The following is an 18133-nucleotide window of genomic DNA, read 5'->3' as shown; positions in this document are numbered from 1 at the left end:
GAGCAGCAGGCCGTCCTCGACGCCATCCGCGACCCCGAAAATCACGCACTAAACGAATGAGCCAACTCAGGTCAGACAACCGGTAAGCCCTGGCCCCCACAAAACCTTAACCCATGAAAAATCGAGGCTAGTCCCTCCATCGTTCGACGACACCCGCAAATGCCTCTTCGAACCAGTCTTTCTTCCACTCCTTGTGGAAATTGACATCGTTGGAAGCTGGTTTGTCACTGATCTCGTCAATCTTTGTAAGCGAAGGAAGCGAGACAGCATCTCCGATCAAGATGGCCTCCCTTTGCTCAAGCGAAGCCAACGAATCCGTAATCGCAGCTAGATTGTCGGGCAATAACCGCTTAACGTAACGCTGGTCGTTCGGATTAGTGAGACGCATCGCTACGAAGTTATTGCACTGCGAGAACACTGTCTCAGAAATCTCTGATGGCCGCTGACTGACAATCATTAGGGAGATTCCGTACTTCCTGCCTTCCTTGGCTACCCGCTCGATTGCCCTCTTAACTGAATCGTACTTGGCGCCCTCGCTTTGAGGAATATAGTTATGCGCCTCTTCGTAAACGAGCAAATATGGAAGCTCAGAATTGTCATTCAGGTGCAGCTTCTTGAAGTGGAAGCTGAAGGTGAATATGAGTCGGGTAACGAGGGATACAACAACACTGAGGACATCGAACGGAATTCCACTTAGATCAATAATTGTGACGTTGCTATTACCCTCCCCGTAGCCCATGAACTGCTTGAGCAGGTCGGAAAGATCGTCAGTCTTATATTCAGCCCCATTTTTCTTCCTCGGAGCGAGAAGAAAGTCCAAACGGTGATCATTCTTGCGAGTCTCAAGACGCATTAGGAAGCGATTAAATTCGCCCGCATACGGGCCGGGAGACGCTTTCGTATCCCTCGCTTGAGACAGGTCAACGAATTCCAGCCGCCGATCAAAGTACACCTCCTCACGATTCAAAATAAGGCCAACATCTTTCGCCTTTGGACCACTTTCATTAGGGGCCTTGCTGACTGTTTCAGAATTGAGATTGCCGAGGTAATTGATAACCCCCTCGAGCGAAAAGTAAACCGGCGAGTCATAAGAAACTCGGACGGGGTCAATCTGGGGATTGTTCCGTTGCTTGTTTGCAATAACCGCATTACGAAACTGAGAAACTTGGTTGTGCGAGTTTTGCTCGTTGCTCTCGATGAATATTTCCTCAAGCTCCTCCGCGTTCATCAACCAGTAGGGCAACTTAATATCTTCCGACCCGATGATCCGAGCACCAGGGAACGCGGGCGCATACTCACCGTGTATATCGAAAATGATGATGTGCGAATTGTTGAGGACACCCGGGCTCCGCACTGCGCCTCCTGCCCGCAGCCCCTCTTGAAGGATCGCAGCGACTGTCGATGACTTCCCGGAACCAGTGGATCCCACGACTCCTATGTGCTTTCCGAAGAACTTGTCTCCGTGCAGGGCAACGCGCACCTCGTTGTCCTGCACCAGGCTGCCGAACGAAAAACGGTCTTCTTCTTCAACCGAACTGTAGATCTTCTCAAGCAAATCTTTCCCGGCGATCGAGACGTTCTGAGGGGGGATCGTGATTTGCTTGCCGCCGCGTGTGAAGACGCCATCGTCCAACCTTCCTACGGGCTGCAGCGACAGGATAAATCTGGGCTCCGTCTGGCTCTCCTCGTTTCCGATGGTGTCCTTGATGCGAAAGCCTTGGACGACGGCGACTAGCGTGGAGTCATTGTCATCAGATATCTCAAGGTAGCTTCCGATTTGGATTTTCTCTTCGAGTTCCGCGTAGGCCGCAGTAGAGCTCACCTCGATTTCAACCGAGTCAGGCCCGACGGCGACGACTTTCGCCATTTCGTTCATTTTCATGCGATCTCCTCCATCAGTTGTTTGTAAACGACCGGTTCAAAATGGCGCAGCGCGAATACCTGATCCGCTGTATCGCCCATCCAGTTTTGCTCGTCACCGATCGAAACGAATCGAGAAATCTTAAACTGTGAAGGTTCTAACATCCGGAAACTATCTTGAGTAACGAGCCGCAAAATAAACGAAGAACGCTCTATCCTGTCTCCTGCACCGCGCGTGTTGATGACAGGATTTGCAATGAAGGCTCGCGGCTGGAATTCTAGATCTTCATGCCCGTCGTTGAAGGTGATACCGGAACGAACTAGCTCGATCTTGAGCTTACGGACGAGATCCGGCGTACCGCCGACGATGATCGTCCAAGGAAGCGCGCTCTTTAGACGCCCTAGATGTTTGCGAGCAAGCACCTCGCACAAGCTCACGGTCTCGTCGAAGTTATCCGTCGAAATCTCCAAGTAGATAGCTCGTTTTTTCGTGGTTTTATGAAATTCCGCAGAGCGCAACTTTCGTTTTTGTGCTGCACGGTAGCGATCTGCGCCAATCTTCTGCATCTGCCATTTATCGAAGAGAAAATCCTTGACGGTGAGCCAATCGATCAGTTCCTGACGTGTAGCAGATCTGACTGAAGATTCATCACTCCTTGCACGTTCGTGAACAAATTCGCGAGCTTTCGCAAGGTAGATCGCCACAACCTCGTCATCATCGCATCCCACCGCGGTCCGAAGAGCGGCAATCAGCGCTGTCTCCTGCTCCTCAAACGAATCCCCGCGGATTATTCGCAAGCGCGAGCAGAAGTCATCCAGGTCGACATCATTGACGCCAGCAAAATACTCCATTACCTCTCCTGTACGAGGCTTCTTAGTCAAGCTTTGCTTAAGCAGTGTGACATCGAAACAATCCGGCATGACGCCGAAATTACCGAAATGAACGTGTAGGACATAATCCCAGCGCGCTCCGGTCTTGTAATGCTCAAGCATCAGACGAACCGGATCACGTAAGCTCTTTGGAGAAGAGTAGGTTTGCCCTGCAAAATACTTCACCTGGACAGCTTCACTGCGTAGTCCCGTATGAAGATCGATGTCTTCAATGCCCTCGATTTGCACGACATGTGTGTTCGCAGCGGACAGAAGCGTCAGGGCCGTTTTGTCGAACTGGTACTCGTACCCAGCGATTGCTGCATGCGCTGCCCTCGAATCGGTTGGTAGTGAAGGATACTGAGTCACGCAATGTCCCCGGTCATGGATTTAGTATGACTGCTATTCCCGGTCAGATGTGTATTCGACGCCCGTGGGTAACTGCCGGGGGTTCTCAAGAAAGAGTTCGAGCGAGGTTCCTGCCCGCCCACCCGGAAGACCACAGCGTGCCCCCTGTTACCTTCTTCGTGGCGCCGGTGTCCGGGAGGATGTAGGCGTAGGTAGCCAACCGGCCCCGGCATGATTGTCGCCCCCAGCCACTCATGATTGCAGGCGGTGAAGGCAGCCGGAGCCGGTACTGGTTCTCACGGACCGCTAATAGGGCCTCTGTGTCAAGAGATGGCCGGTGAGCCGGTGCTGAGGTCCCTGAGAATCGTGCGGTAGATGACATTGCTCAGCCTTCGTTTGAGGGCCCTGCGAGCTTCTCGAGGGGTCTTACCCTCCGCAAGTTTCTTCAGGTAGTAGTCGCGGCCGAGACCTCCATGTTGGATCTGGCAGACCGCCATGACGTGCAGCACCGAGTTCAACCGGCTCACATCGCCAATTTCGCCCAAGATCTTTCCAGCCATGATCGTGTTAAGGCCCTGCAGGACCATCAGTGTGGTGCCCGAAGCCTGCAGCTCCTCAGCGATCCGCTGCTCGTAGTCGTCCATAAGCTTCTCCAGCCGGGCTACCTCACCGATCAGATCGCGTGCCAGATCCCAACGAGTCCGACCCATCGCAGTGACCGGCCGCAGGCTCCTCAGCGCAGCTCGCCCCCTTGCCAGGGTGAGACCTCGCGGCACCCCGCCAGGAATCAGGTCTCGGAGCAGGTCGTGGAGGCGATTTAGCGCCCGGGTGCGTTCACTTTGGAATCCGTCTCGTTGGCGAGTCAGCAGGTCAAGGATCTCTGCGTGGTCCTCAGTCGTCACCGACCGCAGACCCTCGTGATGTTGAGCGACCCAACCCACGGCTCGGGCATCAGCGGCGTCGGACTTACGACCACCGCCGGTATGCAGGACCCGGGCCTTCATCGACAATGTGGAGGGCACATCGAGGACTTCATGGCCCTGACTGAGAAGGAACTGCTAGATACCTCGTCCCAGGCCTCGAGCGCCTTCTACAGCGAAGAGGACCTCCTCGAATCGTGAGGCCCACGCCAGCACGGCCGGGCCCGTGCCCTTGTTTACAGCGAAACGACGGGTAGCGTTGGTCGTCCCGTCGGCTTCTAGCGCTGCGGCGGTCAGTGAAGATTTATGTGGATCGATTCCGATGACAGTCATGATGGGCTGCTTCCACTCGTAGGGATATGAAGCTCCCTGGGTGGGCACTCTGACTTTGAATCACCTACACGCCTCTGTCGAACCATACCCAGGGCCGATGACGGTCAGCCGGGCACCCTATTAGTGAGCCAATCCCATTTCTGGGGCGGCAAGAAGCACGCGGACCAATGCTGACCGTCACCATCAACACTACGAAGCTGCAGGCTCCACAGTGCCGGCCGCTCTCTCATTCAAGACAAGTCAGAAGCACGACCCGTCAGGCGGGACTTTGTAACGTGGATGCGGGCGAGTGAACCACCTGGTTATCGCCCCTGTTCCTGCGTGATGAAGAGGTGACCATCATGGACCACCAGCTCTACCTCGGTATCGACGTCGGCAAGACCTCCCACCATGCCTGCGGCATCACCGCTGAAGGCATCCTCACCTACGACAAACCCCTACCCCAGTCCGAGCCCAAGATCCGGGCCCTTCTTGGAAGGGTTGCAGGCCACACACGGCCCGGTGTTGGTGGTTGTGGATCAGCCCAAGACCATCGGTGCCCTGGTGATCGCGGTGGCCCAGGATCTGGGCATCGAGGTGGCCTACCTGCCCGGGTGGACCGTGCGCCGGGTCGCGGACCTGCACCCGGGGCAAGCGAAAACAGATGCCCGGGATGCACTCATTATCGCCAACACCGCTCGCACCATGGCCCACACCCTGCGTGGGATTACCGTGGTAGAGGAAGACATCGCCGAACTGTCAATGTTGTGTGGCTTCGATGATGACCTCGCCTCTCAGATCACCCAAGTCCGCAACAGGCTGCGCGGGTTCCTCACCCAGATCCACCCCGCCCTGGAACGCGTGCTCGGCCCGCGACTTGGCCACCCGGGCGTGGTTGCTTTGTTGGCCCGGTACTCGTCCCCGGCCCGGTTGACAACCGCCGGGCGGGGTCATGTGCGGGCGTTGTTGAAGAAACACGCGCCCCGGGTGGCGGAGAAACTCACCGAGGAGATCTTCACAGCTTTGACCGAACAAACGGTGACCGTCACAGGTACTTCGGCAGCGGAGAAGATCACCGGGCGCCTGGCCGACCAACTCGCGCAACTAGGTGCCCAGCGGGCGGAGATCGAGACCGAGATCCTCACGGTGGTCGATGCTCACCCTCTCACCCAGGTCCTGACCTCCGTGCCCGGGGTAGGGGTCAGGACAGCAGCACGGATCCTCACCAAAGTCGTGGGCAAGGACTTCAAAGACGCCGAGCACCTGGCTTCCTACGCCGGGACCGCACCCGTGACCAGGCGCTCCGGGACCTCGATCCGCGGAGAATCGCCCTCCCGACGGGGTAACAAGGTCCTCAAACGGGTGCTGTCCCTTTCCGCGTTCGCCTCCATCAACGCCAGCCCTGCTTCCAGGGCTTACTACGACCGAAAACGAGCCGCGGGCAAACGCCACAACCAAGCCATCATCGCCTTGGCCAGACGTCGCACCGACGTGCTCAACGCCATGCTGCGTGATGGATCTTTCTACCAAGAACCCACCCCACCCACCGTGGCCCTGGCCGCTTGACAGAAACCATAGAAGCACCCCGTTACCTTGTGAGTACCCCGATGGACGGGGTCTGGTCGCTCGGCCGGGTATGGCTTTGTTGCCCTGCCATCAATGGTCCGGGGGGTGTTGCCGCCTGGTCGAGAGACACGCGTTGACCGCTGATAGGGACACGGCCCAGCATTGCTGAGGTCTCTTTGTAACGTGGGTGTCGGCATCGGGTGTCAAGCCTGCGACCAGCGGTGATGCTCCAGGGAAGGACAGCATCATGGACACACGGTTCGCGGTCGTTATCGGCCTGGACGTCGGGAAATTCGGGCATCATGCCTGCGCATTGGATCCCGATGGGAATAAGTTGTTCGACAAGCCTCTGGTCCAGGACGAGGCCCGGTTGCGCGAGCTCTTCACGACACTGCAAGCCCATGGCGAGGTGCTGATGGTCGTCGATCAGCCCAACACCATCGGCGCGCTGCCGATCGCTGTGGCCAGGGACGCGGGCTGCACCGTCGCCTACCTCCCGGGACTGGCGATGAGGAAGGCCGCGGACCTCTATCCGGGCAGGTCGAAGACCGATGCACGCGACGCGTTCATCATCGCCGACACCGCCCGGACCATGCCCCACACCCTCCGAGCCGTCGACCGTGACAACGAGATCCTCTCCGCCCTGAAAGTCCTAGCTGGCTTCGATGAAGACCTCGCCCACGAGACCACCCGGGCGCTGAACCGGATCCGATCGCTGCTGACACAGATCCATCCCGCACTCGAACGGGTCTTCACCGGCAGCAGCCTCTCCACGGCGCTGGTGCTGGAGCTGCTGGAGAAGTTCGCAGGCCCCACCGGGCTCAAGACTGCTGGTCGTGGCAAGGTTCTGCGTTTCGCCCGGTCCCACTCCCGCCGTGACCCCGAAGCGCTGATCGATCGGATCTTCAAGGCGCTGGGCGAGCAGACCGTCACCGTTCCCGCGACCGCGGCAGTGGAGTTGGTGATCCCCAGAGTCGCTGGTCAGGTCAAGGAACTCAAAGAACAACGATCGACCGTGGCGCGGGAGGTCGAGGGCATGCTGGAGGACTTCCCTCTTGCCGGGGTCTTGATGAGCATGCCGGGGATCGGCATCAAGACCGCTGCTCAGATCCTCTTGAACATCGGCGACGGCTCCGCGTTTGAGACTCCGGGCCACCTTGCGGCCTATGCCGGGATCGCACCGGTCACGCGAAGATCTGGGACCTCGATCAGAGGGGAGTTCCCCGCCAGATCGGGCAACAAGCGGTTGAAGAACGCGCTGTTCTACTCTGCATGGGTCGCCTCGAACCACGACCCGATCTCGAAGGCCTACTACGATCGCAAACGCGCCCAGGGCAAGCGCCACAACGCCGCCGTGATCTGCTTGGCCCGCCGCCGCTGCAACGTCATCTTCGCGATGCTACGCGACGGCACCTACTACCAGCCCCCAGAACCCTTCCCTACCCCCGAGCCAGCCGCCCTCGCGGCTTGACTCACAACATAGGGACACCCCCCGTATCGGCCGTCACCTGCTAGTGCAGGTCGGTCACCGTGGCGTTGACAACCCATGGCTAGCTCGTCGTGATGAGTGCACCGGCCGTGTAGCGGCCGTCGTCCTCCCGGGGGCTAGGGTTCAGTCACTTGTCCCTGAACACGCGCACCCCACCCCTGACGGCATCGACGACGGTGTATGACTATTCCTGGTCGCGCACCCATGCTCGTCAGTCGGAGTACAGGCGGGCGTCGCTGGACCACGACTACATGCCGAGCACCTCCTTGCTATGGTCCTGGGCGTAGGCCCCGAAGCTGTTTCAGTGGCCTCGGTACCACTCCTCGAAGTTGCCCACGGACGGGATTTCGGACCGGCGCAGGCCTATAGTCAGTTGATTGCCGGAGCGAAAAACGCCAAGAGGGCAGGCGCCTGCTTGGCAGCCACCCTTTTTTTGATTTCACCTCACTCGGTGGCATCGGCTGGGCTCGTATCTGGGTCACAAGCAGATTCTCCAGACTGAAGCATCAGAATTCCTCGCCCCCGGGTGCGACACGGCATGACCCTTACGTGCCATCTTGAGGTCCACGTCACGGCCCTCAGTGCAGTGGAGCCCTTTGCCGGCCAGGAAGCCTGCGCTGTAGCGCGGCAGGCAGGCCGGCCCATACGCGAGGCGTCCGGTCGGTCACAATGGCCACGATGACGGTCATGGGCCCTCGACCTCGTCCACCACGGCCTGAGCATTGGCGAGCTCGGCTTGGACGACGTCACGCCGATGTAGTCGGCCAGCGCCTCACTGAACAGCGTGTGCAGCCCCAGGGCCGGGTGCCAGTCGATACGTAGCGTGGTGTCCTTGTTCAACCACACGGCGATGCCGCCGCCGCTGGTGGACGTGAACATCTGTTCGTTGAACGGCTGTCTGCATTCGTGGCGGTCCATGAGGGCCTCATCGGTGTCAGTGGTGTAATGTCGCGGGCGATCCCGTCCGCGGCTCCGCTGTGGCGAGAACCTTGCCCCAATACCGTTACCGACCCGGCGTGTGCAAGTGTCAACTATTGCTACTGCATCGCGATTGTTTACACTTGTTATTGTCTACGCGATCTTTGGGCAGCGAATCGGGCATGCTCGGCCGGGATGAGACCCTATTCCCGGGGTTTAAACAGATCGTCCGATTATTTACAGAGAGAGTAGTTGGCATGGCGAACAAGAGCCTAGGCGCGGCCAAGAAGGCTAAGGAGGACGAATTCTATACGCAGTGGGCGGACATCGAACGCGAAATGAACGCGTATCTCGAGTACGACCCGGACGTCTTCCGGGGTAAGACCATCCTGCTGCCGTGCGATGACCCGGAGTGGTCCAACTTCGCTAAGTTCTTCGCGCTGCACTTCACCGAGTACGGCATCGCCAAGCTAATTTCGACATCGTACGCACCTGCCAGCAACGCGGAAGGGATGTTCTACACGCCCACGTTGTTCGACGACCCCCAGTTTGACGTGGAGAAAGACTTCACGCGCGGTAAGATCTTCACGCTTATGCTGGATGACATTTCCGGTGACGGTCGCGTGGACATAGAAGACCTACAATGGGATTACCTCGAGGGTGACGGCGACTTTCGGTCGGGCGAAGTCACTGCCCTCCGGGACGAGGCCGACATCATCATCACCAACCCACCGTTCAGTCTATTCAGGACTTTCATTGCGTGGCTGATGGAGGGTGACGTGAAGTTCTCTATTATCGGCCCCAAGAATGCCACGACCTACAAAGAAATTTTCCCGCTGATAAAGGACAACAAGCTCTGGATCGGTCGAGGATTCCAAAATGGGGACGCCTTCTTTCGAGTGCCAGGCGAGGCGCGAACTGAGTATGCCGATGGTGTTTATGATCCTGAGACCCAAATGGTCCATTTCAGGAATGTTGGGTGGTTTACTAATCTCGAACATGGCCGACGCCACGAACCGCTCCAGTTGATGACGATGGCAGACAACATCAAGTTCAGCAAGCACAAACAAGTTCGCGGAATTGGATATCGGCGTTATGCGAACTACGATGGTATCGAGATTCCGTTTACGGATGCCATCCCCAGCGACCATCAAAATCTGATGGGCGTTCCGATCACGTTCTTAGACAAATATAACCCCGAGCAGTTTGAGATACTGGGCATCTCGAAAACATGGGACAAAGATTCCGGCTTGAAGACACACATCTTTCCCACCCAAACCCAGGTGTCGAAAAATGGTGTTCGGTCGCAGGTGGGCAAGCTCAACGATGGGCCCGCGATTAAGGTCAACGAGAGACCTTCAACGACCTACTACGAAGTCGATGGCGAGATGTTCATACAGGCGTATGCCCGTATACTTATTCGTCACCGTAATCCCGAGGGGCCGGAGGGCTGACCCATGGAGACCACACTCAAGCCGTACACAGTTGCCCAAGTCACCAAGGGCTTCGTCTACAATGAGCTCGAAGCGAAGGGGCTGTTCGGTCTCGGCGGTGACCTGGTCATCCAACCCGAATTCCAGCGTCACTATCTTTATGGTGACGGTAAGAAAGACGTGGCCGTCATCGAGAGCATCCTCAAGGGCTACCCGCTAGGCTTGATCTACTTCGTGGACACCGGCGCGACCAGTGGAGCTCGTCTTGAGGTGCTCGACGGTCAGCAACGCATTACCAGTATCGGGCGGTTCGTCACTGGCAAGTTCGCGATCATTCGCGATGGCCGCGAGCAGGTGTTCAGTTCCCTGCCGCAGGAGGACCAGGACACGATCACCGACTCCACTCTGTTGGTCTACGTGTGCAAGGGCACCGAAGCCGAGATCAAGGAGTGGTTCCAGACCATCAACATCGTCGGCATCCCGCTCAACGCCCAGGAGCTACGCAACGCCGTCTACTCAGGCCCGTTCGTCACGGCGGCCAAGGCAGAGTTCTCAAATAGCAAGAACGCGCACCAGCAGAAGTGGCAGGCCTACGTCAAAGGTTCACCGCAGCGCCAGGAGATCCTCGAGGAGGCTCTGGAATGGGTGGCCAGCGCTCAGAGGCCCCCGCAGCCCATCGATGGCTACATGGCGGCGCACCGTACCGACACCGATATCGAGGAGCTGAGCACATACTTCACCACGGTTATTGACTGGATCGGCAGCGTGTTTACCGGTATCCCGCACAAGACGATGCGCGGGTTGGACTGGGGCCGGTTCTACGAGCAGTACCGTACCATCCCGTACAGAGCTGACCAGATTACCGCCCGCGCCCAGGAGTTACTCGACGACCCCGCCGTCAACGATCAACGGGGCATCTACGAGTATCTACTCGGTGGTGAGAGCGAGAAGAGCCTGCTCAACGTGCGCCTATTCGAGCCGTCTGTCAAGAAAAAGGCGTATAAGCAGCAGGCCGACGCGGCCAAGGCGGAGGGCCTGTCGAACTGCTCCGTCTGCGCCACCGTCGATAACAACAACAAGACCCGCATCTACAAGATCGATGAGATGGAAGGCGACCACGTTACGGCGTGGAGTCGTGGTGGCTCCTCCGACCTCGCCAATTGCGAGATGCTCTGCAAAACGCATAATCGCGCTAAAGGCAATCGGTGACGCGATGATAGTCGGCTACGCCCGGGCCTGACCCTGGCCCAGGAAGGGGTGTTGGAGGGCCACGAGGTCGCTTTGTGGGCCTGGACCTGCGAAAACTAGATCTTCGGACCGGCTATCCGGTGTTAGGGCCGCTAGGCCGGCCATGGCCGAGGCCGAGAAGTTCGGCGCCGTCACGGTCCCCGGCGGCGAGGGCCAGGCTGCCAAGATCCGCGAACTCACCGGTGGCCGCGGCGTGGACGCCGTCTTCGACTTTGTCGGCGCCGCCCCCACCATTGCGCTCGGCGCTGCGGTCGTTGCGCAGCGCGGCTCGCTGACCGTCGTGGGCATCGCCGGCGGCGAGTTCGCGTGGAACTTCTTCGCCGTGCCCTATGGGGTGAACTTCTTATCCACCTACTGGGGCACCATCGAGGAACTTCACGAGGTGGTCGCCATGTACCGCGCCGGTCAGATCGTGCCGGCCGTCGAGAAGTACACGCTCGACAACGCGCTCGAGGCCTACGATAAGCTGCGTGACGGCGCCCTGTCCGCGCGCGCCGTCGTCGCCCCGCACGCCTGACAACGAACCCAGGAAAGCCCGCGGTCCGCACCGGCCGCGGGCTTTCCGCCGTCCCGGATTAGCGACGCCGCTGCCTTGCCACCCCTGCGGATGGTGGCACCTCATGTGTTGATTCCGTAGGGTGGAGGCAAACAATAGAAAGGCGGCTTACCTCATGACGACCAAAACCATTGAGACCTACTTGCAGGACCACCACGCGGGTTCCGCGGCTGGGCTGGACGCGTTCCGGCGGGTAGCCGAAGGACACGGTGACCGCGAGGTCAGGTCGAAAGTCGGGCGGCTCGCCTACGATGTGGCCGAGGATCAGCGCTCACTCGAGACCATCATGTCGGCCTTCGACATCAAGCCCAGCCAGCTCAAAGATATCCCCGCGCGCGCAGCAGAGAAGATCGGCCGGCTCAAGCTGAATGAGCGAGTGACCAAGCGTTCGCCGCTGTCGGACGTCGTGGAGCTCGAGGCGCTTACGGCCGCCGTTTACGCCAAGTCACTCGGCTGGCGCATCCTCCTGGAGGTTAACGATGATCGCCTGGATAAATCCAAGATCGAGGAACTGCTCAACCGTGCTCGGGAGCAGGAGAACGAGCTGGAAGAGCTGCGGTTGAAGCAGGCACCGAAGCTCAATCAGTCTTGATCGTGATGCTCGCACCGGTCGCCTGACCGGTGCGAGTTAACGGTTTTAGAAGATCCCGGTGTCGCCTCCGCCAATTCATCGAACTCGAAGTGCTCCAGAGGAGTGCGGGTGATGTAGGTGGCGCGGGCAATGGCCATGGTGCCCACCGCCGATGATGCCAAGTGGACAATCACAATGAGCGCCACCTTCACCACGTTCGGGATCGACGGTTGCAGTGCCAGGGCGCCGGCCACGATGAGGACAATGCCCACACCGCCCGCTGTGCCCACAGCCGAGACACGCATATACGCATCCGGGAAGCGCAGTACACCAAGTGCCGCGGTTGCGAACACCAACGCACCGATCACGATGGTGATGTTTCCAATGATCGTCAGAAGGTCCATCAGCGCTTCCCCCTGGTCAGTGCGCGGGCCAGAGACAGCGCGCTCAAGAATCCCACGAGCGCGGCCACCAGCACGATGTCGAACGTGTACTCATTGGCCGCCCGGATGGCGAACAGCGCAATGAGTCCCACAAAACCGAACAACAACAGATCACCGGCCACGGCGCGGTCAGCCTGCGTAGGCCCCCTGAGGATTCGGTACGCGGACGCCAAACATGCGACGCCGATAATCAGAATTCCTACGTCCACACCGATCATGAGGGGGCTCCTTCCCTGCGGATTCCGCGGAGCATCCGAGTCTCCATGGTCCGCAGTTCTTCGCGTGTGGCATCGGCGCTGCCCGCATACAAACTGTGCACATAGAGGGTCAGGTTGCCGGTCCTCACCGGAACCGATCTCGCGACATCTGCCTGCGACACTGTCGAGTCCGCGTTCAACCCCAGCGTGAGCGTGCCCGGAGTCAACGTGATGAGAGCTGCGAGCAACGTAATTTCGTAGTCGTTGCGGCACTGGCTGTCGAACGCGGTGATGCCCGGCGTGGAGTTCTGCCCGGGCGTCAGATTGTCCATCAACACGGCGGCGCTTGAGGTCACCATTTCCTTGGCGAACCACAGGAAAAAGCCAATACACCTGAATGGCCACGTCAACCAACTCATGAACCCATCACCGCCTGAACGTATGCCGTGGTATCGAGTAATCCTTCGGCCGCGACCTCGGACAGGCCCAGCAACAGTTCTGCCCCCAGACCGAGTCCCAGCGTGATCGCCGCAGTGAACACGGCCGGGCCGGCCAGCGCCACGCCGATCCGCGGGCGCTCGGCCACGACGGCCGAAGACGTCGCCCTAGCTGCCGACGCCGCGGGTGCCTGCTTCACGGCCACACCACCGGAAGGTGAGGGGGCGGCAGAAGCCGCGGGAGCGACGTCGGCGTCGTGATGTGAGGCGGTGGAGTCGCCCCAGAACACGCCGTTCCAGATCTTGAGCATGGAGAGCAACGTGATCAGGCTGACCACGAGCATCACCACGACCGCGGCGATCTGGCCCGCTTCGACCGATGCCAGGATCAAGGTGAACTTGGCAACGAATCCCGAGAACGGCGGCAGCCCTGCCAATGACAGTGCCGCGATGAAGAACGCGACCGCAATGACCGGCTCGCGTTTGGCTATCCCGGACAGTTTGCCAATCTCGCCCGTGCCGTAGCGGACCTCGACCGCGCCGGTGGACAGGAACAGCGAGGCCTTCACGATCATGTGGTGCAGCAGGTAGAAGATGCCCGCGGTCAGTCCGGCCAGGGTGAACAGAGCGACGCCCAGCAGGATGTATCCGATCTGGCTGATCATGTGGAACGCGAGGATGGAGCGGGTGGTTTTCTCGCCGACCGCGCCGAGCACGCCAATGACCATGGTCAGGCAGAACAGTGTCACGCCGATCCAGAGCCAGCGGGAATCGCCGTCGAAGACCACGGCGTACATGCGGTAGATGCCGTAAATGGCGACCTTGGTGTGCAAGCCCGAAAACAGGGCGGTGATAGCGGGGGAGGTCGCGGGGTAGGCGGCGGCGAGCCAACCGTGCACGGGAACCACGGACGCCTTGATCGCGAGAGCGAACAGGCAGACGACGCCGGAAATGGCCACCGTGGGGTCGGTTTTCGCAAGCCCGGCCAGCTCACCCATGTTCACGGTGCCCGCGGTGCCGTAGATGAAGCCCACGCCGATCAGGAACACAGTGGAGGTCAGCAGGTTCAGTGTCACGTACAGGCGCGCGCCGGCCACTTGCTGCAGCGTGCCCTTGTGCCGGGCGGCCAGCACGAACAGCCCGTACGAGGGCAACAGCATGACCTCGATGAACACGAACAGGTTGAACAAATCCGCGGTCAGCAGGGCACCGTTCACGCCAGCGGTGAGCACCAGAACGAGCGGGGCGAAGTACACGTTAGCCGCACGCCCGGAGGCGATCGCGAACCACGAGCACACGATGGTGAGCAGCCCGGTCACCACGAGCATGAGCGCGGTGAACATGTCCGCGACGAACGGGATGGCAATGCCGAACGGCCACGAACTGATGCCGTGGGCGATGGCACCACCGGAGCGGAACTCGAGGATCAGCAGTACGGCGGCACCCACCGCGGTGATCATGGTGCCCAGCAGACCCACGGCGTGGACCACCCGACGGTCACCCACGATGACCAACAGTGCGGCCATCATCAGCGGGACCGCGACGAACAGGGGAAGTAAAGCGGCGCTCACTCTTGCACCTCCCGGGCGGTAGCGGCGGTGTCGTCGTCATCATTGCCCGTCACCGCGAGCACCAACATGACAATCGTGATGGAGAAGGCGATCACGATCGCGGTCAGCACGAACGCCTGGGGCAACGGATCGGCAACGGTGGACAGGTCCTCGGGGGCGCCGTACGGAAGGTCCCGGCGGGAGGCCCCACCCGCGGCCATCAGCACGATATTGCCCGCGTGACCCAGCAGGATGAACCCCAGGATCACGCGCAGCATTTCGCGCTTCATCATCAAGTACACGGCACCAAAGACGAGCAGGCCGGCGGTAATGGCAACGGTCATCGTGCGTTCACCTCGTCCGAATTTTCCGGGGTTGTTGGCGTGGTTGCGGGAGTGCTCGCTTGCGGGCGACCCAGTAGGTTGAAGGACGCGAGGATCACGCCAATCACGGCAAGGTACACGCCCACGTCGAAGACCAGCGCGGTGGTGGCCTGGAAGCCGAAAATCTCCGGGTGCAACGGCCGCAGGAACGATCCGTCGAGGTAGCCCAGGAAGCCGGTTCCCACACCCACGGCCACGCCCAGTCCGATGAGCAGCAGGTACGGCATCTGCACACGGGCCGAGCGGTCAGAAGGGGCCGCCAGGTAGGCCAACGCGAAGCCCGCGCCACCCACCAGCGCGGCAATGAAGCCGCCGCCGGGTTCGTAGTGACCGCGCAGCAACAGGATGAGCGAACCGGCCACGATGATCGGCGCCATCAGCTTGGCCGCGGTGCGCACGAACACGGTGTTGTCCCGCGCATCGATCAGCGGGGAATGGTCCTGAATGTTGGCGGAGCGTTCCGGGCTGGGCTTGCGCGCTCGCAGTAGGGCGGCAATCGTAATGCCGGCAACGCCCAGCACCGTGAGTTCGCCCAGGGTATCCAGAGCACGGAAGTCGACCAGGATCGTGTTGACCAGGTTGGTGCCGCCGGTTTCGTTGTAACCCTCGGTCAGGAAGTACTCGGAGGCCGGGGACATCTCTCGTCGCCCGGTCAGCGCCCACACACCCACGGTGGTGGCCAGTCCGGCGCCACCGGCAACCAGCAGCGGAATCACATGCTGGCGCGGCGGAGTCTTCTCGAATGTGGTAGGCAGCCGACGCAGCAGCAGGACCATGACGCACACGGTCAGGATCTCCACGAGCAGCTGGGTAATGGCCACGTCGGTGGCACCAAGTTGCAGGAACCATACGGTCATTCCGAAGCCCACCACACCGGTGACTACAATCGCGGCGATCAGGGTCTTGGCCTGCATCATGGCGACCACGCCGCACGCAATGAGTACGACGAGCACCCAGTCGAGCGGGTCGCTGGGTTCTCCCACCACGGCGGGCAGATCGTCGATGGTCAGCGCGGCAAGAGCTGCGATCACGATCAACGCCACGGTGGGGATACTCAGGTGCCTGCGCGGGGCAATACTTCCGGTCCAACCGCCGACGACACCGCCGAAACGGATCGTCTGCTCCCTCGCGGTGTCCACGACGTCCAGTCCGGAGATCGGGAAGTCGTAGGGTGCCATCGCATGGTGCACCCGGTGGCGGGCGAGCACCAGCATGGTTCCGATGGCGATGACGGTCAAGGAGACGAATAACTCGGGGACCAGGCCGTGCCACAGGGCGAAGTGTGCTTCCACTTCTTCTCCCGCGGACGCCGTTGCACCCACGGTGACGAGTTTGTCCAGCAGGAACGGGGTCACGCCCAGCACCAGTCCGGCCGTGGCGCCCAGCACCGGGGCACCCCAGAACGCGGGGGAGGCTTCGCGGACCACGTCGTCGGAATCCTCCGAGCGGTCCGCACGGCCACCGAACGCGCCCAGCACGAGTCGTGCCGAGTACGCGAACGTGAAGATCGATGCCACCGCGGCGGCAGCCGTCACGACCCACGGGACCCACGCTGGACCCGGTGCGTCGAGGAATGCCTTGAGCATTGTTTCCTTGCTCACGAACCCGAGCAACAACGGAACGCCAGCCATGGAGGCTGCGGCGAGTCCCATGGCCGTGGCCGTCACGGGCATCCGCAGCTTCATGTGGGCGAGCTCGCGCATATCCCGGGTGTGGGCGCTGTGGTCGATCACGCCCACCAGCATGAACAGCGCGGACTTGAACAGTGCGTGGGCAATCGTGTGAATGACTGCCGCCTTGAGCGCTTCGGGCGTGCCGATGCCGATCATCGTGACCAACAGGCCCAGCTGACTCATGGTCGAGTAGGCGAGCAGTTCCTTGAGGTCATAACGGCGCAGGGCCGCGATCGCGCCGAACAACGCGGTGATCAGACCTGCAGTCACGAGCATGACGTTCCACACTGAGACATCCGCGAACACGGGGGAGAAGCGCAACAGCAGGTAGATGCCGGCCTTCACCATGGCCGCGGCGTGCAGATAGGCGGAGACCGGGGTAATGGCGACCATCGAGTCCGGCAACCAGGCCTGGAACGGGAACTGCGCGGACTTGGTGAACGCGGCCATGGCGATCAGCACGGCCACTGCGGTGGTCAGCGCTCCGTTGGCGGACCACACGGGGTCGACCAGGATGTCGCTCAACCGGGTGGTTCCCGTCGCAATGATCATCACGGTCACCGCGGCCAACAGCAGCAGACCACCGGCCACCGTGACCAGCAGGGTGCGGATTGCTGGTTCGCGGGCCCCGGCTCCGGAGCGGGCGATCAGAAAGAAGGAACAGAGCGTGGTGGCTTCCCACGCGACGTAGAGCACGATCAGATCATCGGCGAGCACCAGAGCCAGCATGGCCGCAGCGAAGCCCGTCATGAGTAAGTAGAACGTGCCGTGCTTGCCGACGGGCTCCAGATAGCGGGTCGAATAGACCATGATCAGCGCGCCGATGACCAGCACCAACAGCGTGAACACCAGGGCCAGGCCGTCCATGCGGAGACCCAGTCCCACGTCCACGGTGGGCATCCACGGAACCCATTGCTGGACCACCGGGGAACCGGAGGAGTCCGCGGAACCGGAGCGAGCGGCGTCGGCGAATGCGGATACGGCAAGTACAGCCGCGCCGAGAAGCGGCAGCGCGAGAACCCAGCCTGCATTGCGGCCCAGGAATTTAGTGATCAGGGGCGAGACGAAGCAGGTGAGGAGCGCGATAACCAAACATGTGAGTAGCAAGAAACCACCTTGGTCCGGGCATCGGAATATGGGCGGGCCAGAAGTTTCGCGTCGTCCCCGCAAGGTGGCGGACGAACTCAGGCCAGTGGTGACGCGAGCGCGTATGACGGCGGAGCACCGGCCTGATTGGCGCCCCACGAAGAAACCTGCCCGTTGGTCCCCAGAGAAATGGGGAGCACCCAAAAGATCGGCTCGAAGGCCGCGGGGGTGTGAGGGTGCTGTGAAGACATCCTCTTGATCGTAACAGTCGTG

General features: G+C 60.5%; 15 protein-coding genes and 2 pseudogenes. 6 read left to right on the top strand and 11 right to left on the bottom strand.

Going from position 1 to position 18133, the window contains the following annotated elements; genetic code table 11:
- Positions 1-127: 127 nt before the first annotated feature.
- From RF638_RS11600 to RF638_RS11585, 4 genes and pseudogenes are all read right to left on the bottom strand, one after another.
- On the bottom strand, positions 128-1882 hold the full coding sequence (locus RF638_RS11600) for an ATP-binding protein (protein WP_368842079.1): 1755 nt from the start codon (positions 1880-1882) through the stop codon (positions 128-130).
- Complete coding sequence (locus RF638_RS11595) at positions 1879-3099, bottom strand: hypothetical protein (protein ID WP_368842078.1); 1221 nt, start codon at positions 3097-3099, stop codon at positions 1879-1881. Before RF638_RS11595 ends, RF638_RS11600 begins: the two co-directional genes overlap by 4 nt.
- 302 nt (positions 3100-3401) lie before the next feature.
- A pseudogene (locus RF638_RS11590) lies at positions 3402-4121 on the bottom strand (transposase); the annotation flags it as partial.
- Positions 4122-4136: 15 nt separating this feature from the next.
- On the bottom strand, positions 4137-4331 hold the full coding sequence (locus RF638_RS11585; RefSeq protein WP_368842077.1) for a hypothetical protein: 195 nt from the start codon (positions 4329-4331) through the stop codon (positions 4137-4139).
- A gap of 341 nt (positions 4332-4672) precedes the next feature.
- Between RF638_RS11585 and RF638_RS11580 the strand changes: the two are divergent.
- The 6 genes and pseudogenes from RF638_RS11580 (at position 4673) to RF638_RS11555 (ending at position 12112) form a co-directional block, all read left to right on the top strand.
- A pseudogene (locus RF638_RS11580) lies at positions 4673-5876 on the top strand (IS110 family transposase).
- A gap of 247 nt (positions 5877-6123) precedes the next feature.
- A complete protein-coding gene (locus RF638_RS11575; protein ID WP_368842076.1) occupies positions 6124-7347 on the top strand; it encodes an IS110 family transposase in 1224 nt (407 codons plus the stop codon).
- 1193 nt (positions 7348-8540) lie between these two features.
- Positions 8541-9737 carry an adenine-specific methyltransferase EcoRI family protein gene (locus tag RF638_RS11570; protein ID WP_368842075.1) on the top strand — a complete coding sequence of 399 codons (1197 nt, stop codon included), beginning with the start codon at positions 8541-8543 and terminating at the stop codon, positions 9735-9737.
- 3 nt (positions 9738-9740) lie between these two features.
- Positions 9741-10925 (top strand): DUF262 domain-containing protein, encoded by a 1185-nt coding sequence (locus tag RF638_RS11565; protein ID WP_368842074.1) that lies wholly within the window; start codon positions 9741-9743, stop codon positions 10923-10925.
- Between the two features lie 142 nt (positions 10926-11067).
- Positions 11068-11481 carry a zinc-binding dehydrogenase gene (locus tag RF638_RS11560; RefSeq protein ID WP_368842073.1) on the top strand — a complete coding sequence of 138 codons (414 nt, stop codon included), beginning with the start codon at positions 11068-11070 and terminating at the stop codon, positions 11479-11481.
- 154 nt (positions 11482-11635) lie between these two features.
- A complete protein-coding gene (locus RF638_RS11555) occupies positions 11636-12112 on the top strand; it encodes a hypothetical protein (RefSeq protein ID WP_368842072.1) in 477 nt (158 codons plus the stop codon).
- Here RF638_RS11555 and RF638_RS11550 read toward each other — a convergent pair.
- From RF638_RS11550 to RF638_RS11520, 7 genes are all read right to left on the bottom strand, one after another.
- The gene (locus RF638_RS11550; protein ID WP_368842071.1) at positions 12103-12495 is read right to left on the bottom strand and encodes a cation:proton antiporter; all 393 of its coding nucleotides are present in this window, start codon (positions 12493-12495) and stop codon (positions 12103-12105) included. The two genes, RF638_RS11555 and RF638_RS11550, sit on opposite strands and share 10 nt — an antisense overlap.
- On the bottom strand, positions 12495-12752 hold the full coding sequence (locus RF638_RS11545) for a monovalent cation/H+ antiporter complex subunit F (protein WP_368842070.1): 258 nt from the start codon (positions 12750-12752) through the stop codon (positions 12495-12497). The genes RF638_RS11550 and RF638_RS11545 overlap by 1 nt, the downstream gene beginning before the upstream one ends.
- The gene (locus tag RF638_RS11540) at positions 12749-13150 is read right to left on the bottom strand and encodes a Na+/H+ antiporter subunit E (RefSeq protein WP_368842069.1); all 402 of its coding nucleotides are present in this window, start codon (positions 13148-13150) and stop codon (positions 12749-12751) included. The genes RF638_RS11545 and RF638_RS11540 overlap by 4 nt, the downstream gene beginning before the upstream one ends.
- Positions 13147-14739, bottom strand: coding sequence for a monovalent cation/H+ antiporter subunit D family protein (locus tag RF638_RS11535; RefSeq protein ID WP_368842068.1), 1593 nt, complete (start codon positions 14737-14739; stop codon positions 13147-13149). The genes RF638_RS11540 and RF638_RS11535 overlap by 4 nt, the downstream gene beginning before the upstream one ends.
- Entirely contained in the window at positions 14736-15062 is a 327-nt protein-coding gene (locus RF638_RS11530; RefSeq protein WP_368630930.1) for a cation:proton antiporter subunit C, read from the bottom strand. The genes RF638_RS11535 and RF638_RS11530 overlap by 4 nt, the downstream gene beginning before the upstream one ends.
- Positions 15059-17881: a DUF4040 family protein gene (locus tag RF638_RS11525; RefSeq protein ID WP_368842067.1), complete on the bottom strand. Its 2823-nt coding sequence runs from the start codon at positions 17879-17881 to the stop codon at positions 15059-15061. The genes RF638_RS11530 and RF638_RS11525 overlap by 4 nt, the downstream gene beginning before the upstream one ends.
- A gap of 77 nt (positions 17882-17958) precedes the next feature.
- Entirely contained in the window at positions 17959-18111 is a 153-nt protein-coding gene (locus RF638_RS11520; RefSeq protein WP_165189337.1) for a hypothetical protein, read from the bottom strand.
- Positions 18112-18133 lie beyond the last annotated feature (22 nt).

The organism is Kocuria sp. CPCC 205235, from assembly GCF_040980905.1.
Classification (GTDB): Bacteria; Actinomycetota; Actinomycetes; order Actinomycetales; family Micrococcaceae; genus Kocuria; species Kocuria carniphila.
Note: the sequence above shows the minus strand (reverse complement) of the source record. Positions and strands in the feature narration are given on the sequence as shown.